The organism is Ruegeria sp. CDSC042, from assembly GCF_059610745.1.
Map to the genome: position 1 here is coordinate 41435 of NZ_JBXWOF010000002.1, position 26998 is coordinate 68432.

A 26998-nucleotide genomic window follows, 5' to 3' on the forward strand; every position below is an offset into this window, starting at 1 on the left:
CTATGTGCCGGGCCCGCTACGCAACATGACAAATGTCAAGCCGCAGAAAGGAAAGGCTGGCTTGGAAGCCGAAGGTTTGGCATAGCCTTAAGAGGACGGACGTACTGATCGGGTACGCAACTAGAAAAGAGGGGAAAGCTTCGTGGCGCATGAGGCACTAAAAGCGATCGCCAAGCAGTCACTATTGCTCAAGAGCTTTCCCGAGCATCATATCGACACGCTGTTAAGTCACGCGATCTGGCGGAAATATGATCGCGGAGAGACGATTTTTCTACAGGAAGAAAAAGCCCAGGCCATTCATGTGGTTCTGTCGGGCTGGGTAAAGCTGTTTCGCATGTCCCCTACCGGTGCCGAAGCAGTTGTCAGCGTTTTCACCCGCGGCGAAAGCTTTGGCGAAGCGGTCGCCTTGCGTAACGTTCCCTATCCGGTTTCGGCCGAGGCAGTTTCGGCCTGTGAGATCATGCACATTCCAAGTCCGGTCCTTTTGTCCCTTATGCGAGAGGACCCGGAAATTGGGGTGTCAATTCTGGCAGCTACCTTTACCCATCTGCATTCTCTGGTCGCCCAGCTTGAGCAGCTTAAGGCCCAGACCGGCGCACAGCGGGTGGCAGAATTTCTTCTGACTCTCTGCGAAGCCGAGATGGGGGACTGCATTGTCGAGCTGCCCTATGACAAGATGTTGATTGCCGGGCGCCTGGGCATGAAGCCCGAAAGCCTGAGCCGCGCCTTTTCCCGGCTAAAGCCGTTTGGCGTTAAAATTGACCGGACACATGCCCTGCTCTCGGACATTCAAGTACTGCGAGACTATGCAGAAAGTGACCCCTCCGAAAAGTGACCGAATTTATTGGCCGGTGCTTTGCCGGGTGCGCCAAAGAGCCCCGAGAACGTGCTTCTTTGTTCAGGCTAGGACATGCGCATCGATCCCGTGAACGCGATTCCCTGTTTCCGGATAAGGGCCTTGTGCAACGTCAGGTAGTCCAGAACTCCAAAACAAGCTGGTTTTGGTGCTTCCTGGATCCACGCAGCTGAGTGATATGCCGCCAAGTTCCAGTCGGCATCTTCCGTCTGTACTTAGGGTCGAAATCGAATGGGAAACTCTAACCTTCAGGGGCTTCTACGATGTCAAAAATCCGTTCAACGACTATCTATTCGGAACCGGCATTCTGACAGCGCTAATTACCGCTTTCCTGTCGATAGTCATTTCTTTTGCGGCTTCGGCGGAGGAAGATTGTCTCAACATCTTTGCCCACATGCGGGATGTTTTGCTTTCGGTTCTAGAGTTGATCGAAACTGAGCGGCTGCCTGAAACCAACACCTTTATCCAGCATAGTTTTGGCGGATCCAAATTTGCAGCACACGGTGATAAGCATGTGAGCACCGAATACGAACAGCATGGTGCAAAGGCTTATATGCAGGGACCCGTGTTTACCACCGGGTCAGTGCATCTTCGTCTTCGTCCTTGGCCGAAACCCACTCCGCACCAGCGGTGGTGATTTCTTTCTTCCAGAAGGGGGCGCGGGATTTTAGGTAGTCCATCAGATATTCGGCCGCCTCGAACGCATCCTTGCGATGCGGTGCGGCAGTGGCCACCATCATGATCCGATCCCCCGGAGCGAGCCTGCCATGCCGATGGATCACCAGCACATTGCCCAGCGACCAGCGGTCTATTGCTTCTTGCGCAATCTGGGTCAAGGCCCGTTCCGTCATGCCCGGATAATGCTCAATCTCCATCACGTCCAAATCGCCCGTGGCCAGATCACGCACAACACCGGTAAAGGTCACGATTGCGCCATTTGCAGCATCGCCCGCCGCAAAGTCATTTGCCTCGGTACCTAGGTCAAACGGGTCTTCCTGCACCACGATGCGCATGACTTCAGCCACCTGTCATTGGTGGGAAAAAGGCAACCTCACGAACGCCCGCCAACGGGGCGTCAAAATCCGACAATTCCTGATCCAGCGCAACACGTAAGGCCGACAGATCCGCAAAGGCCGCTGCATAGCGATCCTCGCGCGCGCTAAGTTCTGCGACCAGATCGGATACGGTGGCGGCCTCGGTTTCAACCCGTTCTTTCGGCAGGCCAATCCGTTCGCGGACCCATGCGAAATACAGCACATCCATCCCTTAGTTCTCCTTCAGGTGTGGCATGGCTTTACGTAGGTAGTCATAGCCGGTGATCAATGTCAGCGCTGCTGCGATCCACAGCAGCCACAGGCCGATCCGACTGGACCAGAACATCCCTTCAAGATGCCAGCGCAGGCCGTTCAGGTCGTCTTCCTGCCCGGTCAGAATCTGGTCGATCAGCGTTGGGTCCATGCCGAAGCTGGCCATCACAAAGTAATGCTCGAAGATGCCCTGTGAAAACAAGACGGCTATCGCCACCATCTGGGCCGTGGTTTTCCATTTGGCAAGTTTGGTAACTTTCAGCGTCCCAGCCGTATCACCCAGATATTCGCGCAGGCCTGACACAAAGACCTCTCGGAACAGGATCACAGTGGCAGGCAGGACCAGCCACGGCGTCCAGTGTTCGGCCGAATACCCGACCAAGATCATCAGCGCGATCACCACCATCGCCTTATCGGCAATCGGGTCCAGCATGGCGCCAATTTTTGTTTCCTGCTTCCACGCTCGTGCCAGATAGCCATCGAACCAGTCGGTTAAGGCGGCTGTCAGAAACAGGATCAACGCGAACCAGTCGGCATAGGGCCGGGTGAAATACAAAAACATCACGGCCAGCCCCGGGGCTGCCAGCAGACGCAGGACGGTCAGAATATTGGGCAGGTTCCACTTCATGCAGCGGACCCTACATCGCTAAAATCCAACAGAAAAGATAGACAGTCAAAAAACCGTACTTGTCCCCTGAACTTGGTCAAAGCGCCGCAGGCAAGGCGTGGTGCGCCCATGCCCCTTGGAGTTTGTTCTTTTTGCGGTCAGGTTCACCGCACGTATCCGGGACAGAAGGCACATCATGACAGCTCATATACAAACCGATGCCCGGTCAAATCTGACCGGCAGCCTGTGGATGATCGCTGCAATGGCGGGGTTTGCGCTGGAAGACGCGCTGTTGAAAGCGGCTTCGGGTGCCGTACCGATCTGGCAGGTGATGGTTCTGTTCGGGGTGGGTGGGGCGCTGGTCTTTGCGGCGGTTGCACTGGCGCGCGGCACGCAACTGTTTCAGCCGGATGTCCTGTCGCGCCCGATGAAAGTGCGCGTGCTCTTCGAGGTATTCGGACGGTTATTCTATGTCTTAGCCATTGTGCTGACGCCTTTGTCCTCAGCTACTGTGATTTTGCAGGCGACTCCGTTGGTCGTGGTCGCTGGCGCTGCGCTGATCTTTGGCGAAACAGTTGGCTGGCGACGGTGGAGCGCGATTCTGATCGGTCTGATTGGCGTTGTAGTCATCCTGCAACCGACCGGAGACAGCTTTTCGGCGCTGTCCATTCTGGCGGTGCTGGGCATGTTGGGCTTTGCCGGTCGCGATCTGGCCAGCCGCGCAGCCCCGGCGACACTGGGGACTGAGGTTTTGGGCTTTTACGGCTTCCTCAGCATCATCGTTGCCGGTTTGGCCTATCGCCTGTGGGAGGGCGTGCCAATCGTCCCGCTCGATCTGTACAACGGTCTGTTTCTGACCGGTGCGGTGCTTATGGGTGTGATGGCCTATGCCTCGCTTATGAAGGCGATGCGGATCGGAGAGGTCTCGGCCGTGACGCCGTTCCGCTATACGCGTCTGCTGTTCGGTATCGGTCTGGGCGTGTTCCTGTTCGGCGAGCAACTAGACCAGACCATGTGGATCGGCAGCGCGCTGATTGTGGCCTCGGGGCTGTACATCCTGTGGCGCGGGCGGCGGGCCTAGCCCTTGTCGTGGAAGAAATCATAGACCTTTTGCGCCAAGCCGGCCGAAATCCCCTCGACCGCTTTCAGATCGGCCAGGTTGGCCCGGCCAACTGCTTTGGCGCTGCCGAAATGAGCCAACAGGGCACGTTTGCGCGCGGCCCCCACGCCGGGGATTTCATCCAGCGGTGTGGCCCCCACGGCCTTGGCACGCTTGGCTCGATGGGTGCCGATGGCAAACCGGTGGGCCTCGTCTCTTAGGCGCTGAATGAAATAGAGCACCGGGTCGTTGCGTTTCAGCGCAAAGGGCCTTTGGCCGGTGCGGTGAAATTCTTCCTTACCATGGTCGCGGTCAACGCCTTTGGCGACACCTATCATGGGAATCTCCTCGACCCCGTGCTGCGCCATAATCTCATGGACGGCGCTCACTTGCCCGGCGCCACCGTCAATCAGCAGCAGATCGGGCCACATTCCCTTGTCACGGTCGGGGTCTTCTTTTTGCAGGCGGGTAAAGCGGCGGGTCAGCACCTCTTTCATCATGCCAAAGTCGTCACCGGGGGTCAGGTCATCTCCACGAATGTTGAACTTGCGATAGGCATTTTTCATGAAACCTTCGGGGCCGGCCACGATCATGCCGCCCACGGCATTTGTTCCTTGAATATGGGAGTTGTCGTAGACTTCGATCCGGTTTGGCGGGGCATCCAGATCAAATGCCTCGGCGATCCCGCGCAACAGTTTGGCCTGGGTGGCACTTTCCGACATCCGCCGGGCCAGGGATTCACGCGCGTTGCGTATGGCCCCTGCGACAAGTTCTTGTTTCTCACCACGCTGGGGCACAAGGATTTCTACCTTGCGACCGGCTTTTTCGGTCAGCGCCTCTTGCATCAGATCGGCGTTTTCAATGGCATCTGACAGGATCAACTGACGGGGTGGTTCCTTGTTGTCGTAGAACTGACCCAGAAACGCCTCCATCACCTCGGCGGCTGACACATCTGCCCCGACGCGGGGATAGAAGTCCTTGTTGCCCCAGTTCTGGTTGGCGCGGATGAAGAACACCTGAACGCAAGCCTGCCCACTGTCCATATACAGGCCGATCACATCCGCCTCGGCCACACCGCGCGGGTTAATGCCTTGCGAGGTCTGCACCTGCGTCAGCGCCCGGATGCGATCGCGCAGGCCAGCGGCGCGTTCAAACTCCATCGCCTCAGACGCGGCCATCATCTGTTCGGCCAGCTCCTCTTGCACTTTGGTCGACCGGCCTGACAGGAATCGTTCCGCATCCTTGACGCTTTCACGGTAATCCTGATCCGAGATCAACCCGACACAAGGCCCAGAACACCGCTTGATCTGATAGAGCAGGCAGGGACGGGTGCGGCTTTCGAACATCGAGTCAGAACAGTTGCGCAGCAGGAAGGCCTTTTGCAGCTGGTTCAGGGTTCGGTTCACGGCACCCGCGCTGGCGAAGGGGCCGAAATACGCGCCCTTTTCCTTTTTTGCTCCCCGATGCTTTTTGATCTGTGGAAAGACATGGTCCTTTGCCACCAGAATATTGGGAAAGCTTTTGTCGTCGCGCAGCAGCACGTTGTATTTCGGTTTGAGCTGCTTAATCAGGTTCTGTTCAAGCAGCAGCGCCTCGGTCTCGGTCCGGGTCGTCAGGAACATCATCGAGGCCGTGGCCGCAATCATCCGCTCGATCCGGCCAGAGTGTCCCGGTCTTGTATAGTTCGACACCCGTGCCTTCAGATTGCGCGCCTTGCCGACGTAAAGAACCCGGCTGTCCGCATCCAGCATCCTGTACACGCCAGGTGAACTGTCGAGCGTTTTCGCATATCGCTGGATGCAGGCGTATCCTGTCGACTGGGCGTCATTCTGAGAGCTGTTGGTGTCGTCTTGAGAGGTCATGGCCAAAATATGTGATTCTTTGACCATGGCTGCAATCTTGAGCGCTTCAGATCAAGGGAAAACAAATCCACGTATTCTGTGGATAACTGTGCAGATAACTTTTGTGGGGCTTGAATTTTCCCTTGTTTCATTAAGGATTCCTTGATTTGCTTAAAAAATAGGCACATATGTAGTCTATTGAATTTAAACAGTAAAAATTTCTACACATGGCAAGTGTATGAAAAAAAAGACATTTTTGTAACGGATTGATAACAGAAATGAGAGCGGTGCAAAACTTCCAGCACCAAACGTTATTCCACGCCCAGAACATCCGGTGTCTGCCACCCCAAATGCTGTCCGCCATCCACGCAGAGAATCTGGCCGGTGACCGCATGAGCATCCAGGAAATACCCAAGTGCAGCGGTGATGTCAGAGGGGTTTGACCCACGTTCCAGAATGGTGTTGGCGCGCTGTGCTTTGAAGTGATCTTCGGATTGCCTGTGACCCTGCATCGTCGGTCCCGGTCCGATGGCATTGACGCGGATCGCCGGGGTTAGCGCCTGAGCTGCAGTACGGGTCAACGCCCATAGCCCCATTTTGGCGACGGTGTAGGACATGAATTCGGGCGTCAGTTTGCGGACCCGCATGTCGACCATGTTTACAATCAGGCCCGTTGCCAGCGGCTCGCCCGTATCATCGGTTTCAGGTTCCAGACCCTGTTCAGCCATCGCCTGAGTCAAAACGAATGGCGCCCGCAGGTTGCTGTTCATGTGGCGGTCCCAGCTTTGCCGGGTGGCCGTGTGGATGTTGTCGTATTCAAATATCGAAGCGTTGTTGACCAGGCAGGTAATGGGTCCGCCCAGCGCCTCGGATGCGCGTGGCAGCAGGGCAGCCACGCTTGCTTCTTCTAACAGGTCGGCCTGCAGAGCTACCGCATTGCGGCCTAGGGCCCTGATTTCAGCGACAACCTTAGATGCCTCTTGTTCAGAGGAGGCGTAATGGACCGCCACGTCGTACCCACGCCCGGCCAGATAAAGGGCCATTGCCCTACCAAGGCGAATTCCGGCACCGGTAACTAGGGCTCGGGTCATGCGGCCTCTCTTTGTGTCACACCAACAAGGAAATAACGTAAACCGCGTAAAGGCTTGTCAACAGAATTCCCCATCCGCGGGTGATATCCCGTTTGAAAAATACAAAGGGGACCAAAAGGAGTGATGCGCCCAGCATGACCCAAAGATCAAATCGCAGGAATTCTGGATCAACAGGAATGCGCCCAAACAGGGTTGCAATGCCGACGATGGCCAACAGATTGAACATGTTGGACCCGATAACATTGCCCAATGCGACATCGGCTTGTCGGCGCAGTGCAGCCATAACAGTGGTCGCCAGTTCCGGCAGAGAAGTTCCCACCGCTATAAGTGTCAATCCGATTACAGTCTCGCTGACGCCGTAAGTGCGGGCAATGATTGTAGCGTTGTCGACCAGAAGATGTGCGCCCATCGGCAGGCCTATCAGTCCGAGCACCAGGTAGACTGAAATCTTCCAATAGGGCATGTCTGGATCGGCTTCTTCGAGGCCATCAAAATCGTCATCCTCGGCGCAGGCTTTGCCACAGGCCTTACGATGGGCATGGGCTTCTCGGAAGGCGGTCCATAGAACAAAGCTGAGAGCAGCCAGCAAAATCGCGCCGCTGAACAGGTTGAACACGCCGCAGAAGGCAAGGCCGATGAACAGAACGGTTGCCAGCAACATGAACACATAGTTCTTGCGGCTGTCGCATTCGCTGGTGTGCAGCGTGGCAAGCAGCGCAGGCAGGCCCAGCACCAGCAGGATATTGGCCGTGTTCGACCCCACAACGTTACCCAGGGCGATGCCCGGTGCGTTTTCCTTAATTGCACTGATTGCAATCAGAAGTTCTGGCGCCGAGGTGCCGAATGCCACGATCGTCAAACTAACGATCAACGCCGGTACTCCAATCCGCAGGCTGAGGTTCACGGCACCGCGTACCAGCGCATCACCCGCCAGCAACAGGATCAACAAACCGAGACCGGATAACAGCCATGCCGTCATGCGCGGCCTCCTTTTTCGCAGGCACAGGGACCTTTACCGATCCTGAACCGATGACAGCGCGGGCATCTTGCGGATTGCAGTTTTTTCTGCCCCGGGAACCGCAGTTTGCCGAACATTGCCAGGACGCCCATGGCAATCAAAAAGAGGGTCACGATCTTGATAATCACGCTACAAACCGAAACGTGCGTATGCGGCACGCTCCTCAAGTCCGGCAACCGCGTCCTGTGCCAAGGAGGCGCCGAACCGTGACCAGAATGGCTTGCGCAGCCCGTAACGGCGGAATTTTACTTTATCGCCAAACCGGTCCTGCATTTTGGGTTTGAGATGAGCGATGCCGTCGATCAGGCCAAGTTCATGCGCGCGGCGTGCCAGCCAGACTTCGCCAGTGAACAGATCAGCACCCGTTTCAAGCTTTGCCCCGCGTCGTGCTTTGACATGAGCAGTGAAGTTCTCGTGGATATCGCGTAACAGGCCTTCAAGCCTTGCGACATCTTCAGGTTTTTCCGGGGCAAAGGGATCCAACATGGATTTCGAATGGCCCGCCGTGTGCACTCGCCGTTCGAAACCCTGCCTCTCAAGGAAAAGATGTGCGCCGAACCCCGAAGAGATCACGCCAATCGAACCCAGTACCGAACTGTCATCGGCGTAAATCTCATCAGCTGCCGCTGCCAACCAATAGCCACCCGAAGCTGCCACATCCTCGACAAATGCGAAGACGGGAACATCCAGTTCTTTCGAAAGACGCTGAATGCGCGCACCGATCAATGAACTTTGGACCGGGGATCCGCCGGGCGAGTTGACCTCAAGCGCGACGGCGGCAGGTTTGCCTTTGCGAAATGCTTTTTCGAGAACCGGTGCCAGAGTTGTGTCAGACATCGACCCGCGCCCGGACATGCCGATTGCACCCGACAAGCGCACGACCGAAACGGTTGGCTGTTTTTTGAGAAACGGCAGGCTGACCTTCATGGGTGCCGATGTAGAGTGCGCCCACGCGGTAAACAAGGGAGCGGCTGACCGTTATCGGTCGCGTGAACGTATTTACTGAAGGTGATGGGCAAAAATGCAACGCCGTCCATGGCCTAACTCCGGATGCGCCAGCCAGTTTTGAAGATCCATCCGATGATGCCCAGACACACGCCGGTAAACGCCAGTATGGCCAAAAGGCTGAACATGATCGGCACATCGGCCAGGCCGTAAAACGACCAGCGAAAGCCTGAGATCAGATAGACGACCGGGTTGAACAGGGTGATGGTCTGCCACAGCGGGGGCAGCATCGAAATCGAATAAAAGGTACCGCCCAGAAAGATCAGCGGTGTCACCACGAGTTGCGGAACCAAAGACATCTGCTCGAAATTGCTGGCCCAGATGCCGATGATGAAGCCCAGCAAGGAAAAGCTGAGGCAGGTCAGGACTAGAAATGTCGCCATGGCAAGCGGGTGTTCAATACGCAAATCCACAAAGAATGCAGAGGTCACAAGGATCACGACACCCACAAACAGCGATTTTGTCGCTGCCGCTCCGACATAGCCGATGACGATCTCGATGAAATTCACCGGCGCCGAAAGAAGCTCATATATCGTTCCCAGAAACTTTGGGAAATAGATCCCGAAAGAGGCGTTCGAGATCGACAGCGTCACAACAGATAACATGACCAGCCCCGGAACGATGAACGCCCCATAGGATACGCCTTCGACCTCTTGTATGCGGCTGCCAATCGCCGTGCCAAAGACAACGAAATACAGCGATGTCGACAGGACCGGAGATATGAAGCTTTGCGCAAGGGTGCGGAAGAACCGGGCCATTTCGAACCGGTAGATGGCGGTTATGGCGGACCAGTTCATGTGGCTTCTCCCGACACCATATTGACAAAGATCTCTTCAAGGCTGGACTGACGCGTCTGTACATCGCGTAAAATCAGCCCGGCCTCGGCCACATCGTTCAACAGGGTGGTGATGCCAGTGCGGTCGGCATTTGTGTCGTAGGTATAAACCAGCGCGTCACCCTTGCCATTCAGTTTGAGATTGTGTGCGGCCAGACTGTCGGGGACGGTTTGAATGGGCTGGGTCAGCATGACTTCGATCTGCTTCTTTCCCATCTGCGCCATCAAAGTGTCTTTGTCCTGAACCAGTAGCAGTTCACCCTTGTCGATGACGCCGACACGGTCGGCAATGGCCTCGGCCTCTTCGATATAGTGGGTGGTTAGAATGATGGTGACACCGGCCTGCTTCAACTCGGCCACGATTTCCCACATGTCTTTGCGCAGTTCGACATCAACACCTGCGGTCGGCTCGTCCAGAAACAGAACACGTGGCTCGTGTGCCAGCGCTTTTGCGATCAGAACCCGACGTTTCATACCGCCCGATAGTTCTTTGATTGCGTTTTTGCGTTTTTCCCACAAAGACAATTTTCGCAGAATTTCTTCGATACGTGCGTTGTTCTGCCCAAGCCCGAACAGCCCGCGCGACAATCGCACAGTGTTCCAGACCTTTTCAAAGGGTTCGAGCGCGATTTCCTGCGGAACCAAACCGATCATCCGGCGGGCTGCGCGAAAATCAGTCTGGATATCGTGGCCGCCGACGGTCACGCTTCCTGAGGTTGGCGTCGTTATTCCACACACCGTCGAAATCAGCGTGGTCTTGCCTGCACCGTTGGGACCCAGAAGAGCCAGGATTTCTCCCTGCTCGATGTCCAGAGACACGCCCTTTAGCGCCTCAAAACCTCCGGCATAGGACTTTCGCAAATCCCTGATGGACAGAATTGTTGTCATGCGCCTCCCCCGTTCTGGCGGCGACACTACCCTGCGAGTTAGCCACAGAACAGGCCCAATTCACACATTCTGCTCAGCTTTCCAATTGGCCTTTCCAGTCCGGGCTTGCATTTCCTGGCTGGCCCCGAAACCCTGCGCGGGCAGGAGGACTGGTATGTTAAGTGGAATTCGGATCATCGAAATCGAGGGCTTGGGCCCCGGTCCCTTTGCCGCCATGCTGTTGGCCGATCTCGGTGCAGATGTGATCACCATCCACCGCAAGGGTCAGGCCGCGACTCCGGGCATGCCCGAACAGTCAGTTCTGGATCGGGGCAAGCGGTCGATCAGCCTGAACCTCAAAGACCCGGCCGATCTGGATGTGGCCCGGCGCCTGATCGCCACGGCTGATGCACTGATCGAAGGGTTTCGACCCGGTGTGATGGAAAAGCTGGGCCTTGGCCCTGATATCTGTCGCGATCTGAACCCAAAGCTGATTTATGGCCGTATGACGGGTTGGGGACAGAACAGCCCCTTGTCCAAGAATGCCGGGCACGATCTGAACTACATCGCCCTGTCCGGGGCGCTCTGGTACGCGTCGCAACCGGACCAACCGCCGCAAACCCCGGCCACTTTGGTGGGTGATATCGGTGGCGGTGCCATGTATCTGGTCGCGGGCATTCTGGCCGGATTGCTGAATGCGGCACGCACAGGAAAGGGCTCGGTCGTGGACGCCGCCATCTATGATGGCTCGGCCCATATGATGAACCTGCTGATGAGCCTGCGCCAAACCGGAAACCTGTCAGATACTCGCGGACACAGCCTTCTGGACGGTCCCCATTGGAGCCGAACCTATGCCTGCTCTGATGGTGGATTTGTGGCGGTGCAGTGCCTGGAGCCGAAATTCTATGCCGAGTTCCTGCAGATATTGGACCTGTCTGGCGATCCCGAATTTCGGCAGCAATATGATGCTTCCACCTGGTCCGCGCTGACCCGGCGACTGGCTGAAATCTTTGCTGGCAAACCACGTGATCATTGGGCGGCGCTGTTTGCAGCAAGTGACGCCTGTGTTGCACCGGTGCTCAACCCGTCCGAGGCGCAGAACCATGCCATGAACACTGCACGCCAGACCTGGCTTGCCCCCGACGGTATGCTACAGGCCGCCGCCGCGCCGCGGTTTTCCGAGCGGGAGTGGAAGCCCAGACCCAGCCCGCGCCGCGGAGATCATACACAAGACATACTGGCCGAGCTGGACGCCCGACCCAAAGCCTAGCGGTTGCGCACTGCGTCGATCATACGCTGAACATTGTCGGGATCGGCATCGGGCGTGATGCCATGACCCAGATTGAAGATATGCGGCCCTTTGGAGAATGCATCGACAATCCGCCGGGTCTCGTCCACCAGCGCTTGACCGCCGGTCACCATATGCGACGACGCCAGATTGCCCTGTACGCAACCATCCACCTGGACATGCTCGGCGCCCCATTCCGGCGAGACCGAATTGTCCAGCGCGACGCAATCAACCCCCGTGGTTTTGGCGAACCCGATATAGCCATCTCCGGCCTCTCGCGGGAATCCGATCACCGGGATGCCGGGGTGACGTTCCTTGATGGCCTGGGTGATTACGCGGCACGGCTCGACCGCATATTTGCGGAACGCCTCACCCTTCAGCGATCCGGCCCAGCTGTCGAATATCTTGACTACCTCGGCGCCGGCCTCGATCTGGGCTGAAAGATATTCGATCGTGGCCAGCGTGATCCGGTCCAGCAGCGCTTCGAACAGCGCAGTATTCCCCTCGCGCAGAGCATGGGCGGGGCCTTGATCCGGGGTGCCGCGTCCGGCGATCATGTAGGTCGCCACTGTCCACGGCGCGCCAGCAAAACCGATCAAGGTTGTCTCGGACGGCAACTCCTGTGACAGGATGCGCACTGTCTCATAGACTGGCGAGAGTGTTTCGTGGATATCCTCGACCGATTTCAGCGCATCAAACTCGGATTGCTGCGTGATAGTCGACAAACGCGGGCCTTCACCGGTGACAAACCAAAGGTCCGCACCCAGCGCCTGTGGTACCAACAGGATATCCGCAAACAGGATAGCTGCATCGAACCCATAGCGACGGATCGGCTGCAATGTGACCTCGGCCGCAAGCTCGGGGTTGTAGCACAGCGACAGGAAATCCCCGGCCTGCGCGCGCGTTGCACGATATTCTGGCAGATACCGCCCGGCCTGGCGCATCATCCAGATCGGAGGCACATCCTGCACCTGTCCTGCCAATGCCCGCAGCAGTTTCTTTGTTTCGGCCATCTGTGCCCCCAATCGTCTGGTTTGTGGCAACGGGTCTTCCTTCGGCGGCAATTTGTCAAGCTCTGCCCCCATTGTCAGGGCAATGTGACGCGACTAAAGCTGTGTCCATGACATTGACCCTGCCTTCACCCGCCTCACCGCTGAAAATCGGCACCCGTGGTTCGCCCCTGGCGCTGGCGCAAGCCTATGAAACCCGGCAGCGGTTAGGCACAGCCTTTGATCTGCCCGAAGATGCATTCGAAATCGTGGTGATCAAGACCACCGGCGACAATCGCGCGATGATCGACGCCGACCGCCCGCTGAAGGAGATCGGCAACAAAGGCCTGTTCACCAAGGAAATCGAAGAAGCGATGCTGCGAGGTGATATCGACATTGCTGTGCATTCGACCAAGGACATGCCGGTCGAACAGCCCGCGGGTCTTGTGTTGGACACGTTCCTGCCGCGCGAAGATGTGCGCGACGCTTTTATTTCGCCCAGCCTGAATTCTATTCATGACCTGCCCAATGGCGCGGTGGTTGGCACCTCGTCTTTGCGCCGCCGGGCTCAGCTGTTGAACCGGCGCCCTGACCTGAATGTGGTCGAGTTCCGAGGCAACGTGCAAACGCGCCTGAAGAAACTGACCGATGGCGTAGCGGATTGCACGTTTCTGGCGATGGCAGGTATCCGGCGCCTGAATATGGACGACGTTCCCGCAACTGCTATCTCGCCCGAGGATATGCTGCCCGCTATTGCACAAGGTACAATCGGTATCGAACGTCGCAGTGACGATCCCCGTGCTGCAGGGATGTTGGAGGCAATTCATCATAGCGAAACCGGGTATCGACTTTTGGCCGAGCGCGCCTTGCTGGCCGCGCTTGACGGGTCCTGCGAGACTCCGATTGCCGGGCTGGCTGATATCAGTGGTGGCATTCTGCGCCTGCGCGGAGAAGTCCTGCGCCCGGACGGGTCTGATTCTATCGCCGAAGACGCCACTGGCGTGATTGGTGATGGTGCAGAAATGGCGCGCGCAATGGCCGAAAAACTACTGACAAAGGCCGGCCCCGGGTTCTTTGATTGGAAGAATTGAAGATAAATTTATTTAATGTGAACTAGTTCACTGTCGCGCTCTCAAAGATCAGGCATTAAGGATGCACACCGATTGAGAAATCGGGTTGGTCTCGAAGAAGTCGAAAGTTTTTGTTAGTCTGTCCATTTTTAAGTGGTATTCGAGGGGGCGAGACCAAACCCCGACATTCAGTCAGTAAGGGCCGCTGTCTCATTAAGACGGCGGCCCGTTTACTTTTGGGTGTCTCAAATAGCCGCGACGTCTTGAACCGCTTGCACAATCGCAGCCCTCTGGTGAAGCGATGTCAGTACATATAATTGCCTGTCTTCAAGACTGGATGCGCGGGGCAGTGGAATGATCCTCGTGCCAAGGGGCTAGAAAATCCGTCGCATTTTCTTATCCGGCGTAAAGTGCAAGCGTTGATAGTACCTGTAAGAGGCGTAGAGTGTTTCAGCGCACCGCTTCATTGTGACGATTACCGGAGACCAAAATGGCCGAGACTTTCGACGAAGATCTGTTCCTCAGAGGGCTGGAGCAACGCAAAAGCACCCTGGGCGCGGAATATGTTGAGAAAAACCTGGCTGCCGCCGACGATTTTACCCGGCCGTTTCAAGAGGCAATGACCGCTTGGTGCTGGGGTTTCGGCTGGGGCGACGATGTGATTGACGCCAAGACCCGGTCAATGATGAACCTGTCCATGATCGGCGCGCTGGGCAAGATGCACGAATGGGAACTCCACTGTCGCGGCGCCATCAGCAACGGCGTCAGCAAAGAAGAAATCCGGGCCATTATTCACGTGATCGGCATCTATTGTGGCGTGCCGCAGGCGCTGGAATGCTTTCGTGTCGCGCGCAAGGTTCTGGACGAGGCAGAGACAACCTCTGAGACATGATCATGAATTGAGCTGTGCCCAAGCTTCATCAAGCTGAGGGGATTTTCGGGCCCGGTTTGGCAGGTGTCTGAAACACACAACGGCGCCCTATATTTGCGGGTGTCGCAAGTTGCCGATTCCTCTGGTTCTCTTAGTCCGCGTTGTTGATCCGGCCGCGTAATTCTTCGGCCTCCTGCCGCGCGGCGCGCAACCCGTCCATGGCAGCGCCCAGTTCCGCCTCGGTCTGGGTGAGCTGATTGGTTAGCTCGGCCTCACGCTGTTGCAGATAGGTGATGGCCTGATCGCGGGTTTCTTCGGCCTCATGCAATTCCTGGCTCATGCGATCCAGATCGGCGACGTCGCTTTGGCGAACACGAGACAGACGATGGGCCAGCCAGTTGGCGAACCACCCCATGCAGAAGGCTGCGAACAGGATGATGGCGGTGGCAATGATGAATTCTATTCTGTTCAACTTACTGATCCTCTGCGCCGGTATCTGCGGCGTCTTCTGGCGTCTCTGTCTCGGCCTCCAGCGCCTCAAGCCCGGTCTCGGAATTGGCAATGGGCTCGGGCCGGATCAGGCGGAATTCAATGCGACGGTTTTCTTCTCGGCCTGCCTCGGTATCGTTGTCTGCGATCGGTTGCGTTTCACCATATCCCACGGCCGAGTAGCTTGACGTTGGGATGCGGCGTCCGCGCAACTCATTCAGGATCGACTGAGCCCGCGCCTGGCTGAGTTGCTGGTTCATCTCTTCGCGGCCCTGACTATCTGTATGGCCCTGAATTTCAATCCGGATGGGGCCGCATTCGCGCAGAATCTCGGCGATCTGATTGACGGTATCGCGCGAATCCGCTGCAACCGTGGCCGATCCCGGTTCGAATGCGATTTTGCTGCTGGCCTGAACCTCAGCAAGCTGGTCTTCGCACAGCTCTGGGTCGGGCAGGCTGTCTGCGGGTTTCGGCGGCTCTTGATAGGTGATCGAAAGGGTGAAACCTTTGGCATCCCCAAGCTTTTCCGACAGCAATCCGGCGATACGGGCTTTGGCGTCCGGGTCGTAGCTGACCCCGCTGAGAGAAACGTCGTCAGGGGTAACAGTCAGAGCGCCGTTATGCAGCAGAGACAACGCTTCCAGCCCCGCCAGAACACGCACCGGCCAGTCTGCGGGTAAGTCGGAGGCGATGCGGGTGGCGGTATAAACCTGTTCCGATCCAAATGCCGCGCGGGCAAAACTGTCGGCCATGTCGCGCGATGTCTCATTGCTCAGACGACCGCGCATTTGGACCAGCCCTTCGGGGCTGCGCGTGGTCGAGAACTCGGGGGGGCCGGTGGATTCGGCGGTTTCGGGTTCGGGCAGGACGGCGTGCAGGGCGAAAACCTCGGGCAGCGCATTTTCCAGCTCGCCCACCACACGGTCAAAGACCCCAGCCTCTGTTCCCTGCGCCGCCACCAGCGTGATATCCGCATCCGAAATCGTGACCGAACCCTGACCAATCTTGGACAGGGCACGAATGCTGAGCGTTGCCGCTTCGGGCCAACGGGGTGAGGGCACGCCCAAACCGATTGTACAGTTAAACGGGCCAGCAAGGCCTGCCTCTTTGGCAGCAGCGACGATGGCATCCCGCGCTTTTTCATTCTGGGCCGAGCAGGCATCGAACTGGCCGCCGTTGGCATCAATCAGGTAGCGCAGTGTAAAGGGGGTGATTACGGGGCGCGGAGCCGAGATCGACAACCCGATTCGCAAACTGGGAGGTGCTGCGCGGGTCAGGCTCTGTTCCAGTCGTTCTTTTTCCCGCAGGCTGTCTGCAATGGCGGTGATTTTCACCAAACCGGGGCTGGCCGATATTTTGGCGCGCGGCAGGCGGGTCAACGCTTCGAGCGCATAGTTCAACGCGTCGTCCCAGCCTTCGGGTATAGGGTAATCCGCCGTTTCCATCAGGTCCGAAACGGTGTCGCCGTCCATCCGGCGCAACCTTTCGATCAGCTCGCTGCGGTCTTGGCTTGCGGGTATCAGACCAATAATCGAAATACCGCTGTCGTTTCGCAAAATTTCAGCGGAAAAGCGCGGTGCTGCCAGTTGCCGGGTGGGGGCGACCTGCATGTCATCAATAACGCGTGAGGTATCAACCTCGGTCCCGGCTGCGGTCAGCGCATTGAACCGCGTTGCTTCGTCAATGGCTGTGCCGGTCAGGACAACGCGCAGGCCATCGGATTCGACTTCGGCCCAGTCATGCCCTTTTAGGTCAAGCGCACGCCGCACGGCGAGTTCCGACGCTTCTTCGACTTTGGTTACCGCATATCCTGCGGCCACGAGCGAAAGGCTGGCCGAAACGAGGAATATCAGGGAGGCAGCTAGGAAATAGGGCAGGCGCATGTGCGGGCAGACGACTCCTGAAGTTATTGAGCAGGACTCTTACAGAGGCCCGCGCCGAGGTGCAATCAGAGCAGCACAGCAATGCAAAGGAAGATCAGCGGAATAAGGCCGGTGTCACGATTGGCGCGGAAAAGTTGCAGTAATTTGGCGTTGTCTTCAGTGTCCAGCCCACGCAGTTGCCACGTCATGTGCCATCCCATCGCCCAAGGTCCGGCAAGTGCCACGAACATGGCTGTAATCGGCTCCTGCCCTGTCATGGCGTCGATAATGGCCAGCGCCATTAGGGATACAGTGGCGACCAGGAAATACTTTAACCAATGCGCAGTATTTGTCCCGAACAGGCGGGCGGTGGATTTGATACCGATCAGCTCGTCATCCTCGGCGTCCTGATGCGCATAGATCGTGTCGTAGAACAGCGTCCAGGCGATGCCGGCCAGGTACAGAGTGATAGCCGGGCCGCCGACCGTTCCAGTATGCGCGGCCCAGGTCAGCAGGATGCCCCAGTTGAAGGCCAGCCCCAGAAATACCTGTGGCCACCAGGTGAACCTTTTGGCGAAGGGGTAGACAGCGACGGGCAACAGGGACAGCACGCCCATGGCGATGGCGGCCTGGTTGAAGCTCAGCAGAACCAACAATGCCAGCAGGCATTGCAGCACCATCCAGATCGCGGCCTGCCGAACACTGACTTGCCCAGAAGGGATCGGGCGCGACCGGGTCCGTTCCACTTTTGCATCAAAGTCGCGGTCCGAAATGTCATTCCATGTGCAGCCCGCGCCGCGCATCAAAAAGGCACCGATGGCACAACCGATGGCGATCCAGAGGTCCTCCCACCGCGGGGTGCCGTCGCTGAGGATGGCCAGCGCCAGCCCCCACCAGCAGGGGATCAGCAGCAGCCATGTGCCGATAGGCCGATCAGCCCGGCTCAGCCGCAGGTAAGGGCGCGAGAATTCCGGCGCATAGGTGTCGACCCAGTTGCCGCTGACCGCATCAGCGACCTGACCGTCTGGTGTTGGCGCATTGCCTTGCATATGTAAGGTCTCATGAGTGCAAAGATCAGACTGTATGTAGAGCACCCTTTGGGTCCGGGGCAATCGGTAGAATTGACGCGCGAGCAGGCACATTACCTGTTCGGTGTCATGCGCCTGGCTGTGGGGGGGCAGGTTGCCTTGTTTAACGGACAGGACGGAGAATGGCAGGCCGAAGTGGCCGAAGCGGGAAAGCGTGGCGGTGTACTGACCTGTGTCGAACAGACCAAACCGCTGCAACGGCCACCCGACCTGTGGTTCCTGTTCGCCCCGATCAAAAAGGCACGCACCGATTTCATCGTTGAAAAGGCGGCGGAAATGGGTGCGGCGCGGATCATGCCGGTGCAGACAGAATTCACCAATTCCGAACGTATCCGCCAGGACCGCTTGCAAGCCCACGCGGTTGAGGCCGCCGAGCAATGCGGCGGTACCTTTGTGCCCGAGGTCGCCGATCTGCAGCGGCTGGACCGAGTTCTGGATGGCTGGCCCGAGGGTCGTCAACTGATGTTTTGTAACGAGGCCGAGGTCGGCTCGGCCCTGCGCCTGGCGGCGAATGAAAAGGGGTTGCCATGGGCGATCCTTATCGGACCCGAGGGCGGCTTTTCCCAACGTGAACGCGCTCGGCTGACCGCCTTACCCTATGCCCATGTCGTCAGTCTTGGCCCACGTATCCTGCGCGCGGATACAGCAGCCGTCGCGGCTCTGACCATGTGGCAGCAGGCGTTGGGGGACTGGGCGTGACACAAACCCCGAGACAAGAACTTCACCTTTTCTTCTCAACTGAGAGTAGCGATGCAGTGATACTCTTTCGGGCGAGTAACAGTCTTTACCGTTTGATCCATTGGCAGACCAAAGGAGATAAGTTTACCTTTGGTCAGTGGATCAAGACACGAATTTATGGGAGCGATTGCGCGCTTTCCCCAGACGGCCGTCATTTCTTGTACGGTGGGATGCAAAAAAACTCTGCCTATCCCTTTATGGCGATCAGCAGGCCTCCTTATTTTACGGCGCTAGAGTATTTTCCATATCAGGTCACGTACTCTTGCGGTGGTTTTTTTGTAGATAACACTACAGTTTCACTTCTAGGCGCCGCAAATGACCAAGGTATTGAAGCTCTTAGATCTGGTTTCAAATTGGATAGATCCAAAAAGCCGTGGTTGCATTTGAGGCCTCGGTCTGAATGGGAAAAAACGTCTGAACAAGAAATCACGAGACTGCGAAAAATGGACGGGGAAAGAAGAGGCAGGCCTTCGGTGCTGTTGAATTGCTATTATTGCGAGGGAGCAAAGCTATTTCGTAAGACTGCAGACGGCAACAAATTGATCGGAGACTTTGGAGATATGCAGTTTGAGAATATTTCAGCACCATACCGCGGGATAGAAGGTAGTACAGTCAAATGAGTTTCATCCGACCCGAAGCGAAACTGGCCCTGTGGCGCTGGCGCGAAGTGCTGGTTGCCGGTGTCATCCTGTTGGTTGGCCTCAGCTGGATCAGCGGCCCGGGTGGGTTGCTGGGCTGGTTGGGCTGGGTTTTGGTGGCGGTGTCGGTTGCACTGGCCGTGATCGGGGTTCAGCGCGCTAGGTTTCGCACCGGCGTCGGTGGCCCCGGAGTTGTGACCATCGACGAAGGCCAGATATCCTATTTTGGCCCGCTGGACGGCGGCATGGTAGCGACGCGGGAAATCGAACGGTTGGCGTTGGACCCATCCTCGAATCCAGCGCATTGGGTGTTGGAACAGCCTGGCCAGCCGACGCTTCACATTCCTGTGAATGCCGAAGGGGCCGAAGCGCTGTTTGACGTGTTCTCGGCGCTGCCGGGGTTGAAAACAGAACATATGTTGTCGGAATTGAACGGTGGGGCCGTCCATCCCGTAGTAATTTGGGAGCGTCAGCCGATGCGCCCTGCGCATATGCGGTTGCATTGACACCGCCGTCGTTTGCGACCACGACTGACCAACAAGACAGACACATCAGGATCGGAGCACGGTTCATGTCCATCCCCCAGTCCGGCGGCGGACCGATCGAACGCCACGAGCAACTTGCCGAATATCTGGAAGCGGGCTGCAAGCCCAAAGCCGATTGGCGTATCGGAACCGAACATGAAAAGTTCGGCTATTGTAAAGACTCACTGAAACCGCTGCCATTCGAAGGCACGCGGTCGATTGTGGCGGTGCTTGAAGGGCTGCGCGACCGGCACGGCTGGGCCGAGGTGCGCGAAGCGGGCCACCTGATCGGCCTGGAAAAAGACGGCGCCAATGTCAGCCTTGAACCGGGCGGTGCACTAGAGCTGTCGGGCGCGCCGTTGGAGACGATCCACGAGACCTGCGACGAGGTGAACACCCACCTGCGCGAGGTTAAGGATATCGCTGATGAAATCGGCGTGGGCTTTATAGGTCTGGGCGCGGCCCCGATCTGGACCCATGAGCAGATGCCTCTGATGCCCAAAGGCCGTTATCGGCTGATGAACGATTACATGGAAAAAGTAGGTTCCATGGGTCGTGCCATGATGCGGCGCACCTGCACGGTTCAGGTCAATATCGACTTTGGGTCCGAGGCCGACATGGTGCAGAAACTGCGCGTCGCGCTGGCTTTGCAGCCGGTGGCCACCGCGCTGTTCGCCAATTCGCCCTTCTTTGAGGGCAAGCCCAACGGCCAGAAAAGCTGGCGCAGCCATATCTGGCGGCACCTGGACGATGCGCGCACCGGCATGCTGCCCTTCGTGTTCGAAGAGGGCTTTGGGTTCGAGCGCTACGTGCAATACGCGTTGGATGTGCCGATGTACTTTGTCTATCGCGATGGCCAGTATATCAACGCGCTGGGCATGTCCTTCCGCGATTTCCTGCAGGGCAAACTGCCCGCGCTGCCGGGTGAAACACCTACCCTGTCCGATTGGGCCGATCACCTGACCACCGCCTTCCCCGAGGCGCGGATCAAGAAATTCATGGAGATGCGCGGCGCGGATGGTGGCCCTTGGCGGCGTCTGTGTGCGCTGCCTGCCTTCTGGGTTGGCCTGACCTATGATCAGGGCGCGCTGGATGCGGCCTGGGATCTGGTCAAGGGCTGGGATGCCGAAACGCGCGAGGAACTGCGCGTTCAGGCGGCCGTCAATGGCCTGCAGGCGCAGGTTGGCGACATCAACATGCATGATCTTGCCCGCGAAGTGGTTGCGATCTCGGAAAGTGGTCTCAAGGCCCGGGCCTATCCCGGCGCAGGTGGTCTGGTTCCCGATGAGACGCATTTCCTGAATGCGCTGAAGGAAAGTCTCGATACCGGCAAGGTTCCAGCGGATGAGTTGCTGGAACACTACAATGGCGACTGGAACGGCGATCTGACCCGAATTTATCCCGAATACAGCTATTGACCCACCGCGTCCCGCTTGCATTCGCGGGGCGGGGCCGATAGCAGGTTGGCGACCAAATTCAGAGGGCGTCATGGACGATCTTAAGGCAAAATATCTGGGGCAAATCGCCGAGGCGGGCGATGAGAACGCGCTTGAGGCGATCCGCGTCGCCGCCGTGGGCAAAAAGGGCGAGGTCGCGCTGAAGATGCGCGAGCTGGGCAAGATGACCCCCGAGGAACGTCAGGTCGCAGGCCCTGCGCTGAACGCCCTGAAGGATGAGATCAACTCGGCACTGGCCGCCAAGAAAGCCGGTCTTGCCGATGCCGCGCTGGATGAACGTCTGCGCACCGAATGGCTGGACGTGACCCTGCCGACCCGTGCGCGCCGTCAGGGCTCGATCCACCCGGTCAGCCAGGCGACCGAGGAATTGACTGCGATCTTTGCCGAACTGGGTTTCTCGGTGGCCGAAGGGCCGCGGATTGAGACCGATTGGCACAATTTCGACGCGCTAAACATCCCCGGCCACCACCCCGCGCGGGCCGAGATGGACACGTTCTATATGCACCGTGCCGAGGGCGACGAGCGCCCGCCGCATGTGCTGCGCACCCATACTTCGCCGGTCCAGATCCGCTCGATGGAGCTGCAGGGCGCGCCGATCCGCATCATTTGCCCGGGCGGCGTCTACCGCGCCGATTATGATCAGACCCACACGCCGATGTTCCATCAGGTCGAGGGGCTGGCCATCGACAAAGACATCTCGATGGCGAACCTGAAATGGGTTCTGGAAGAGTTCGTGAAGGCGTTCTTCGAAGTCGACAATGTCGAACTGCGCTTCCGCGCCTCGCACTTCCCCTTCACCGAGCCATCGGCCGAGGTCGATATCCGCTGTTCCTGGGATAACGGCCAGCTGAAGATCGGCGAGGGTGACGACTGGATGGAGATTCTGGGCTCGGGCATGGTCCACCCCAAAGTGATCGCCGCCGGTGGGATTGATCCCGAGGTCTATCAGGGCTTTGCGTTCGGGATTGGGATCGACCGTCTGGCGATGCTGAAATACGGCATTCCTGATCTGCGGGCCTTCTTTGATTCCGATCTGCGGTGGTTGCGCCACTACGGGTTTGCGGCGCTGGATATGCCGAACCTGCATGGTGGTTTGTCGCGGTAAGTGTATTCGCTGGCTGTATATCTGGCTCGATACATCGACTGGTGGCGCCGCCGTGTGGCTAGGGCACCTTTCCTTTGGTTGACCGGTATTCTTTCAGCAACGATAGCAATTCAGTTTCTAACGGTAACGTTGTTCGCATCTGCCGTCGTTTGGGTTTGGCCTCTCCTGTTAGTCGCTGTAATTCCAGGATTATGGGCGGCGATGGATGCTCTTTCACATCGGGCAGACCAAAGAAAAGAGGCGAAGGACCGACAAACGATGGTTAAAAAGCTAATCGATCAATATGCAAAAGATAGATCGAAATAGTCTTCGATAATCGTGCGCGCGATAAAGTCCATAAACAAAGTGGATTGATCGAATACTGCGCGGAGCAAAGGCCGATAGGCCGCCGCGCTATCGCCAGACCGCCGGCACGGGCTGGCGATTTGTCTCCATTAGCGCAACGCTCGAACAGTGCACGGATTTGGCCAGCATATACTGCCCTCCACAGCCCAAGGATCGCCACCCCACGGTCTGGCGATAGCGCGGCTTGTTTCAGCCTCCCACGGGGTTGTGACGTGACTTCGTGCGCGGGGCGGGTAGGCTCCGAGTTATGTTCCGGATTCTGACCTGCCTGTTTTTTCTTCTCCCGCTCCAAGCTGCAGCAAATGGCTGCCATGGCGACACGGCCTGCCCGCTGGGCGACCGCTCATACCATGTGCTGGAGCCTGATGGCTGGGACGGAAAAAGCCCTCTGCCGGTATTGCTGCACTTCCACGGTTGGGCGCGGCAAGGGGATGTGGTGGTCAACCACGAACGCATCGCGGGGGCCACGAAACTGCGCGGCGTGCTGCTGGTGGCCCCGAACGGGCGCGGCAAAAGTTGGGATTTCTGGACCTCCGACACTGATGACGTCCCCTTTGCGGATCGGGTGCTAGAGGATGTGGCGGCGCGCTATCCGATCGATCCGGACCGCATCTATGTCTCGGGTTATTCCTATGGCGGCGCGATGGCGTGGCGCTATGTCTGTCAGTCCGGCGATGACGTTGCGGCCCTGCTGGCCGTGGCTGGCAGCATTCGCCAGACCGAGGAGTGCCCGCAGGCCCCGCGCCAGGTGCGCCATGTGCATGGGCTGGATGACACGGTGATGGATTTCCCTTTGGGTTCGGGCGGGGACACGACCTATCCGGTGGCGCTGTGGCGGCAGAAATTCGACTGCAATGGTGCGACGCCGCGCGGGGATTGGAGCGTGAAACCCTTCCTGACCCTCAGCCGTGTGGAATGGACCGATTGCGCGCAGGGGCAGGTTACGTTGGACACGCATCCGGGCGGGCATTTCATCCCTCATGGCTGGATCGGCTGGCAGTTGGATGAGCTGGCCGGACGAGCGCCGGTCTATCCCTGACCCGTTTGACAGCCCCCTACATCCGGGGTCATCTGCGCAGGCCATCTGACCAAGGAGCCTTGCCCGATGAAACCCCTGCTGGTGACCGCCGCGATCCTGACCGCAACCTCTGCCCTGGCGCGTGATGCCTATCCGCCTGTTGATGTGTTGCTGCAAACGGACAAATCCGTGATCGGAGAGGCGCTGGAATACCCGGACGGCACGCCGCAGATCACCATGGCCATCATTACCATGCAGCCGGGTCAAGTGACCGGTAGTCACCGACATAATGCTCCGCTGGTGGCCTATGTGCTGGAAGGGGAAATCACTGTCGATTACGGCGCGGCGGGGACAAAGACCTACAAAACCGGTGATGCCTTTGTCGAAGCGTTCCGATCCCCGCATGTGGGGGCGAATACAGGCGAAAGCATCGCGCGGATTTTGGCGGTGTTTGCCGGATCGGATAGCGTCGCCAACACAGTTGCCGAACAGTAGGTGATCATGTGGCACACGGCCTCTTTCCCCTTGTCTGAATATCCGTTACACGCGGGCTGACCCAAGATTATGCGGAATACGACCGATGAAATTCACCCTTTCCTGGCTCAAGGATCACCTGGACACTGACGCGTCGGTCGATGAGATCGCCGAAACGCTGACCGATCTGGGGCTCGAAGTCGAAGAGATCGTCAATCCGGCGGACCGACTGGCGGGCTTTACGCTGGGAAAAGTGACCCATGCCGAACAGCACCCTGATGCCGACAAGCTGCGGGTCTGTACGGTTGCGACGGATGAGGGTGATCTGCAGATCATCTGCGGCGCGCCCAATGCGCGCGAAGGTATCACTGTCGTGGTCTGCAAACCGGGCATGTATATTCCGGGCCTGGACATCACCATCAGCGTCGGCAAGATCCGCGGTGTCGAAAGCTTTGGCATGATGGCCTCGGAGCGCGAGCTGGAGCTGTCGGAAGAGCATGACGGCATCATCGAGCTGCCCTCGGGTGAGGTCGGCGATCAGTTCGTTGACTGGCTGGCCGAGAATGATCCCGCAAAGGTCGATCCGATGATCGAGATTGCGATCACCCCGAACCGTCCCGATGCGCTGGGCGTCGCCGGGATCGCGCGCGATCTGGCGGCACGCGGGGTCGGCACGCTGAAAGAGCGCGACTATGTGCCGGTGCCGGGCGATTTCGTCAGCCCGATCAAGGTGACGATTGATGATGACACGCTGGACGGAGCACCTCATTTCACCGGGCGTCTGATCAAGGGTGTCAAGAACGGCCCCAGCCCGCAGTGGCTGCAGGATCAGTTGAAGGCGATCGGCCTGCGTCCGATCTCGGCCTTGGTGGATATCACCAACTATATGACCTTCGACCAGAACCGTCCGCTGCATGTCTTTGATGCGGACAAGGTTCAGGGCAACCTGCGCGTACATAGGGCCAAGGGCGGCGAAAAGCTGGTGGCGTTGGACGAAAAGGAATACACGCTGCAACCGGGCATGATGGTGATTTCGGACGACAACGGCCCGGAATCCATTGCAGGGATCATGGGCGGCGAAGAAACCGGCTGTACCGAGGGTACCGTGAACGTCTTCCTCGAAAGCGCGTTCTGGGATCATGTGCAAATTGCACTGACAGGCCGGGCATTGAAAATCAACTCGGATGCGCGGTACCGATTCGAGCGCGGCGTCGACCCGGAATACACGCTGGAAGGATTGGAACATGCAACGCAGATGATCCTGGATATCTGCGGTGGCGAGGTCTCTAAAGTGGTTGAGGCAGGCAAAGCACCAAACCACGCGCGATCCTACAAGTTGGACTCGGCCCGGGTGCAATCGCTGGTCGGGATGGTCATTCCCGAAAGCGAGCAGCGCCAGACCCTGACCCGTCTGGGTTTCCGCCTTGAAGGCGAGATGGCCCATGTCCCCAGCTGGCGCCCCGATGTCATGGGCGAGGCTGATCTGGTGGAAGAGGTCGCACGAATTGCCTCCCTGACCAAGCTTCAGGGCAAGCCGCTGCCGAGGGTCACTGATGGCATTCCGAAACCGGTTATGACAGCCACTCAGCGCCGCCAGTCGATGGCGCGCCGCACCTGTGCCGCATTGGGTTATAACGAATGCGTCAGCTATACCTTCATTGATCAGACATCCGCAGCGCTGTTTGGCGGTGGCGATGAAGCGACGCAGTTGGAAAACCCGATTTCGTCCGAGATGAGCCATATGCGCCCCGATCTGCTGCCGGGGCTGTTGCAAGCGGCGGCCCGCAATCAGGCGCGCGGCTATGCGGATGTGGCGCTGTTTGAAGTTGGCCCAGTTTTTCACGACGGCGAGCCAGGCGATCAGAAAATCCAGATTACCGGCCTGCTGGTCGGTCGCGACGGCCCCAAGGATGTGCATAGCGCCACACGCCCGGCGGATGTGTTCGACGCCAAGGCAGATGCCGAGGCCGTTTTGGCCGCCATCGGCGCACCCGCCAAGGTTCAGATCCTACGCGAGGGCGACGCCTGGTGGCATCCGGGTCGGCACGGCAAAATTTGTCTGGGTCCGAAAAAGGTACTGGGCGTTTTCGGCGAGTTGCATCCGCGTGTGTTGCAGGCGATGGACATCAAGGGCCCGGCGGTGGCTTTCACTATCTGGCCGGATGAGGTGCCTCTGCCGCGTAAATCCGGGGCGACCCGCGCGGCGCTGGAACTGCGCGATCTGCAGGCGGTCGAGCGTGACTTTGCCTTTGTCGTCGATGAAGGCGTCGAGGCACTGACGCTGGTGAATGCCGCTGCCGGGGCCGACAAGGCGCTGATCGAAGATGTGCGCGTCTTTGATGAATTCATTGGCGGCAGCCTGGGTGAGGGCAAGAAATCTCTGGCCATCACCGTTCGGCTGCAGCCGACAGATGCGACGCTGAAGGAAAAAGATATCGAAGCGGTGGCTGAAAAGATCATCGCCAAGGTGTCCAAGGCAACAGGCGGCGTTTTGCGCGGCTAACGCCATAGTAATC

26 protein-coding genes are annotated in these 26998 nt (G+C 58.1%); 13 read left to right on the forward strand and 13 right to left on the reverse strand.

Features of this window, described 5'->3' with window-relative positions; translation table 11 throughout:
- Nucleotides 1–142: 142 nt before the first annotated feature.
- The gene (locus tag AC2FHX_RS05855; protein WP_271948599.1) at nucleotides 143–835 is read left to right on the forward strand and encodes a Crp/Fnr family transcriptional regulator; all 693 of its coding nucleotides are present in this window, start codon (nucleotides 143–145) and stop codon (nucleotides 833–835) included.
- A gap of 590 nt (nucleotides 836–1425) precedes the next feature.
- On the opposite strand, the gene AC2FHX_RS05860 is transcribed toward AC2FHX_RS05855, so the two are convergent.
- From AC2FHX_RS05860 to pgsA, 3 genes are read right to left on the reverse strand one after another with little or no spacing between them, the layout of a single operon-like run.
- A complete protein-coding gene (locus AC2FHX_RS05860; RefSeq protein WP_142635265.1) occupies nucleotides 1426–1869 on the reverse strand; it encodes a molybdenum cofactor biosynthesis protein MoaE in 444 nt (147 codons plus the stop codon).
- A gap of 4 nt (nucleotides 1870–1873) precedes the next feature.
- Entirely contained in the window at nucleotides 1874–2119 is a 246-nt protein-coding gene (gene moaD / locus AC2FHX_RS05865) for a molybdopterin converting factor subunit 1 (RefSeq protein WP_142635267.1), read from the reverse strand.
- A 3-nt stretch (nucleotides 2120–2122) separates the two neighbouring features.
- Nucleotides 2123–2791, reverse strand: a complete 669-nt coding sequence (pgsA, locus tag AC2FHX_RS05870; protein ID WP_142635269.1) for a CDP-diacylglycerol--glycerol-3-phosphate 3-phosphatidyltransferase — start codon at nucleotides 2789–2791, stop codon at nucleotides 2123–2125.
- A gap of 175 nt (nucleotides 2792–2966) precedes the next feature.
- Here pgsA and AC2FHX_RS05875 point away from each other — a divergent pair, with 175 nt between their 5' ends.
- Nucleotides 2967–3851: a DMT family transporter gene (locus AC2FHX_RS05875; RefSeq protein WP_496701014.1), complete on the forward strand. Its 885-nt coding sequence runs from the start codon at nucleotides 2967–2969 to the stop codon at nucleotides 3849–3851.
- On the opposite strand, the gene uvrC is transcribed toward AC2FHX_RS05875, so the two are convergent.
- From uvrC to AC2FHX_RS05905, 6 genes are all read right to left on the reverse strand, one after another.
- Complete coding sequence (uvrC, locus tag AC2FHX_RS05880; protein WP_281972609.1) at nucleotides 3848–5731, reverse strand: excinuclease ABC subunit UvrC; 1884 nt, start codon at nucleotides 5729–5731, stop codon at nucleotides 3848–3850. The genes AC2FHX_RS05875 and uvrC overlap by 4 nt on opposite strands.
- Nucleotides 5732–6021: 290 nt before the next feature.
- Nucleotides 6022–6801, reverse strand: a complete 780-nt coding sequence (locus AC2FHX_RS05885) for an SDR family oxidoreductase (protein ID WP_496701012.1) — start codon at nucleotides 6799–6801, stop codon at nucleotides 6022–6024.
- A 16-nt stretch (nucleotides 6802–6817) separates the two neighbouring features.
- Entirely contained in the window at nucleotides 6818–7780 is a 963-nt protein-coding gene (locus tag AC2FHX_RS05890) for a calcium/sodium antiporter (protein ID WP_142635277.1), read from the reverse strand.
- A gap of 168 nt (nucleotides 7781–7948) precedes the next feature.
- Nucleotides 7949–8746 carry a S49 family peptidase gene (locus tag AC2FHX_RS05895; protein WP_142635281.1) on the reverse strand — a complete coding sequence of 266 codons (798 nt, stop codon included), beginning with the start codon at nucleotides 8744–8746 and terminating at the stop codon, nucleotides 7949–7951.
- Nucleotides 8747–8859: 113 nt separating this feature from the next.
- Nucleotides 8860–9621, reverse strand: a complete 762-nt coding sequence (locus AC2FHX_RS05900) for an ABC transporter permease (RefSeq protein WP_142635283.1) — start codon at nucleotides 9619–9621, stop codon at nucleotides 8860–8862.
- Nucleotides 9618–10547, reverse strand: a complete 930-nt coding sequence (locus AC2FHX_RS05905; RefSeq protein WP_142635285.1) for an ABC transporter ATP-binding protein — start codon at nucleotides 10545–10547, stop codon at nucleotides 9618–9620. The genes AC2FHX_RS05900 and AC2FHX_RS05905 overlap by 4 nt, the downstream gene beginning before the upstream one ends.
- Nucleotides 10548–10701: 154 nt before the next feature.
- Between AC2FHX_RS05905 and AC2FHX_RS05910 the strand changes: the two genes are divergently transcribed.
- The gene (locus AC2FHX_RS05910) at nucleotides 10702–11796 is read left to right on the forward strand and encodes a CaiB/BaiF CoA transferase family protein (RefSeq protein ID WP_496701010.1); all 1095 of its coding nucleotides are present in this window, start codon (nucleotides 10702–10704) and stop codon (nucleotides 11794–11796) included.
- Here AC2FHX_RS05910 and hemE read toward each other — a convergent pair.
- Nucleotides 11793–12827: a uroporphyrinogen decarboxylase gene (gene hemE, locus AC2FHX_RS05915; protein ID WP_271948582.1), complete on the reverse strand. Its 1035-nt coding sequence runs from the start codon at nucleotides 12825–12827 to the stop codon at nucleotides 11793–11795. The two genes, AC2FHX_RS05910 and hemE, sit on opposite strands and share 4 nt — an antisense overlap.
- A 107-nt stretch (nucleotides 12828–12934) precedes the next feature.
- On the opposite strand from hemE, the gene hemC reads away from it, so the two are divergent.
- Nucleotides 12935–13894: a hydroxymethylbilane synthase gene (gene hemC / locus AC2FHX_RS05920; RefSeq protein ID WP_271948580.1), complete on the forward strand. Its 960-nt coding sequence runs from the start codon at nucleotides 12935–12937 to the stop codon at nucleotides 13892–13894.
- A gap of 469 nt (nucleotides 13895–14363) precedes the next feature.
- A complete protein-coding gene (locus AC2FHX_RS05925; RefSeq protein WP_142635290.1) occupies nucleotides 14364–14765 on the forward strand; it encodes a carboxymuconolactone decarboxylase family protein in 402 nt (133 codons plus the stop codon).
- A gap of 130 nt (nucleotides 14766–14895) precedes the next feature.
- Here the strand turns inward: AC2FHX_RS05925 and AC2FHX_RS05930 are convergent, their stop codons facing one another.
- From AC2FHX_RS05930 to ubiA, 3 genes are all read right to left on the reverse strand, one after another.
- Entirely contained in the window at nucleotides 14896–15216 is a 321-nt protein-coding gene (locus tag AC2FHX_RS05930) for a hypothetical protein (RefSeq protein WP_142635291.1), read from the reverse strand.
- 1 nt (nucleotide 15217) lies between these two features.
- A complete protein-coding gene (locus AC2FHX_RS05935) occupies nucleotides 15218–17116 on the reverse strand; it encodes an OmpA family protein (RefSeq protein ID WP_496701008.1) in 1899 nt (632 codons plus the stop codon).
- Nucleotides 17117–17181: 65 nt separating this feature from the next.
- Nucleotides 17182–18144 carry a 4-hydroxybenzoate octaprenyltransferase gene (gene ubiA, locus AC2FHX_RS05940; RefSeq protein ID WP_496701006.1) on the reverse strand — a complete coding sequence of 321 codons (963 nt, stop codon included), beginning with the start codon at nucleotides 18142–18144 and terminating at the stop codon, nucleotides 17182–17184.
- A gap of 12 nt (nucleotides 18145–18156) precedes the next feature.
- Here ubiA and AC2FHX_RS05945 point away from each other — a divergent pair, with 12 nt between their 5' ends.
- The 8 genes from AC2FHX_RS05945 to pheT all read left to right on the forward strand — a co-directional run bounded on the left by AC2FHX_RS05945 (nucleotide 18157) and on the right by pheT (nucleotide 26985).
- Nucleotides 18157–18882 carry a 16S rRNA (uracil(1498)-N(3))-methyltransferase gene (locus tag AC2FHX_RS05945; protein ID WP_282021667.1) on the forward strand — a complete coding sequence of 242 codons (726 nt, stop codon included), beginning with the start codon at nucleotides 18157–18159 and terminating at the stop codon, nucleotides 18880–18882.
- A complete protein-coding gene (locus tag AC2FHX_RS05950) occupies nucleotides 18879–19541 on the forward strand; it encodes a hypothetical protein (RefSeq protein WP_282021666.1) in 663 nt (220 codons plus the stop codon). The genes AC2FHX_RS05945 and AC2FHX_RS05950 overlap by 4 nt, the downstream gene beginning before the upstream one ends.
- The gene (locus tag AC2FHX_RS05955; RefSeq protein ID WP_271948569.1) at nucleotides 19538–20065 is read left to right on the forward strand and encodes a hypothetical protein; all 528 of its coding nucleotides are present in this window, start codon (nucleotides 19538–19540) and stop codon (nucleotides 20063–20065) included. The genes AC2FHX_RS05950 and AC2FHX_RS05955 overlap by 4 nt, the downstream gene beginning before the upstream one ends.
- A gap of 65 nt (nucleotides 20066–20130) precedes the next feature.
- Nucleotides 20131–21501 (forward strand): glutamate--cysteine ligase, encoded by a 1371-nt coding sequence (locus AC2FHX_RS05960; RefSeq protein ID WP_281995270.1) that lies wholly within the window; start codon nucleotides 20131–20133, stop codon nucleotides 21499–21501.
- A gap of 70 nt (nucleotides 21502–21571) precedes the next feature.
- Nucleotides 21572–22645, forward strand: a complete 1074-nt coding sequence (gene pheS, locus AC2FHX_RS05965; protein WP_496696529.1) for a phenylalanine--tRNA ligase subunit alpha — start codon at nucleotides 21572–21574, stop codon at nucleotides 22643–22645.
- 592 nt (nucleotides 22646–23237) lie between these two features.
- The gene (locus tag AC2FHX_RS05970; protein WP_496701002.1) at nucleotides 23238–24029 is read left to right on the forward strand and encodes a CE1 family esterase; all 792 of its coding nucleotides are present in this window, start codon (nucleotides 23238–23240) and stop codon (nucleotides 24027–24029) included.
- 66 nt (nucleotides 24030–24095) lie between these two features.
- Complete coding sequence (locus AC2FHX_RS05975) at nucleotides 24096–24503, forward strand: cupin domain-containing protein (RefSeq protein WP_496701001.1); 408 nt, start codon at nucleotides 24096–24098, stop codon at nucleotides 24501–24503.
- A gap of 85 nt (nucleotides 24504–24588) precedes the next feature.
- Nucleotides 24589–26985 carry a phenylalanine--tRNA ligase subunit beta gene (gene pheT / locus AC2FHX_RS05980; protein WP_496691852.1) on the forward strand — a complete coding sequence of 799 codons (2397 nt, stop codon included), beginning with the start codon at nucleotides 24589–24591 and terminating at the stop codon, nucleotides 26983–26985.
- Nucleotides 26986–26998 lie beyond the last annotated feature (13 nt).

Excerpts from the sequence above, each read along its gene's own strand:
- AC2FHX_RS05955 (WP_271948569.1), top strand. The coding sequence starts at position 19,538 with ATGAGTTTCATCCGACCCGAAGCGAAACTGGCCCTGTGGCGCTGGCGC.
- AC2FHX_RS05890 (WP_142635277.1), bottom strand. The coding sequence starts at position 7,780 with ATGACGGCATGGCTGTTATCCGGTCTCGGTTTGTTGATCCTGTTGCTG.
- AC2FHX_RS05960 (WP_281995270.1), top strand. The coding sequence starts at position 20,131 with ATGTCCATCCCCCAGTCCGGCGGCGGACCGATCGAACGCCACGAGCAA.
- pheT (WP_496691852.1), top strand. The coding sequence starts at position 24,589 with ATGAAATTCACCCTTTCCTGGCTCAAGGATCACCTGGACACTGACGCG.
- AC2FHX_RS05875 (WP_496701014.1), top strand. The coding sequence starts at position 2,967 with ATGACAGCTCATATACAAACCGATGCCCGGTCAAATCTGACCGGCAGC.
- ubiA (WP_496701006.1), bottom strand. The coding sequence starts at position 18,144 with ATGCAAGGCAATGCGCCAACACCAGACGGTCAGGTCGCTGATGCGGTC.
- hemC (WP_271948580.1), top strand. The coding sequence starts at position 12,935 with ATGACATTGACCCTGCCTTCACCCGCCTCACCGCTGAAAATCGGCACC.
- AC2FHX_RS05905 (WP_142635285.1), bottom strand. The coding sequence starts at position 10,547 with ATGACAACAATTCTGTCCATCAGGGATTTGCGAAAGTCCTATGCCGGA.
- moaD (WP_142635267.1), bottom strand. The coding sequence starts at position 2,119 with ATGGATGTGCTGTATTTCGCATGGGTCCGCGAACGGATTGGCCTGCCG.
- AC2FHX_RS05970 (WP_496701002.1), top strand. The coding sequence starts at position 23,238 with ATGTTCCGGATTCTGACCTGCCTGTTTTTTCTTCTCCCGCTCCAAGCT.
- AC2FHX_RS05975 (WP_496701001.1), top strand. The coding sequence starts at position 24,096 with ATGAAACCCCTGCTGGTGACCGCCGCGATCCTGACCGCAACCTCTGCC.
- AC2FHX_RS05945 (WP_282021667.1), top strand. The coding sequence starts at position 18,157 with ATGAGTGCAAAGATCAGACTGTATGTAGAGCACCCTTTGGGTCCGGGG.
- AC2FHX_RS05885 (WP_496701012.1), bottom strand. The coding sequence starts at position 6,801 with ATGACCCGAGCCCTAGTTACCGGTGCCGGAATTCGCCTTGGTAGGGCA.
- uvrC (WP_281972609.1), bottom strand. The coding sequence starts at position 5,731 with ATGACCTCTCAAGACGACACCAACAGCTCTCAGAATGACGCCCAGTCG.
- AC2FHX_RS05900 (WP_142635283.1), bottom strand. The coding sequence starts at position 9,621 with ATGAACTGGTCCGCCATAACCGCCATCTACCGGTTCGAAATGGCCCGG.
- AC2FHX_RS05860 (WP_142635265.1), bottom strand. The coding sequence starts at position 1,869 with ATGCGCATCGTGGTGCAGGAAGACCCGTTTGACCTAGGTACCGAGGCA.
- pheS (WP_496696529.1), top strand. The coding sequence starts at position 21,572 with ATGGACGATCTTAAGGCAAAATATCTGGGGCAAATCGCCGAGGCGGGC.
- AC2FHX_RS05910 (WP_496701010.1), top strand. The coding sequence starts at position 10,702 with ATGTTAAGTGGAATTCGGATCATCGAAATCGAGGGCTTGGGCCCCGGT.
- AC2FHX_RS05935 (WP_496701008.1), bottom strand. The coding sequence starts at position 17,116 with ATGCGCCTGCCCTATTTCCTAGCTGCCTCCCTGATATTCCTCGTTTCG.
- pgsA (WP_142635269.1), bottom strand. The coding sequence starts at position 2,791 with ATGAAGTGGAACCTGCCCAATATTCTGACCGTCCTGCGTCTGCTGGCA.
- AC2FHX_RS05925 (WP_142635290.1), top strand. The coding sequence starts at position 14,364 with ATGGCCGAGACTTTCGACGAAGATCTGTTCCTCAGAGGGCTGGAGCAA.
- AC2FHX_RS05895 (WP_142635281.1), bottom strand. The coding sequence starts at position 8,746 with ATGAAGGTCAGCCTGCCGTTTCTCAAAAAACAGCCAACCGTTTCGGTC.
- hemE (WP_271948582.1), bottom strand. The coding sequence starts at position 12,827 with ATGGCCGAAACAAAGAAACTGCTGCGGGCATTGGCAGGACAGGTGCAG.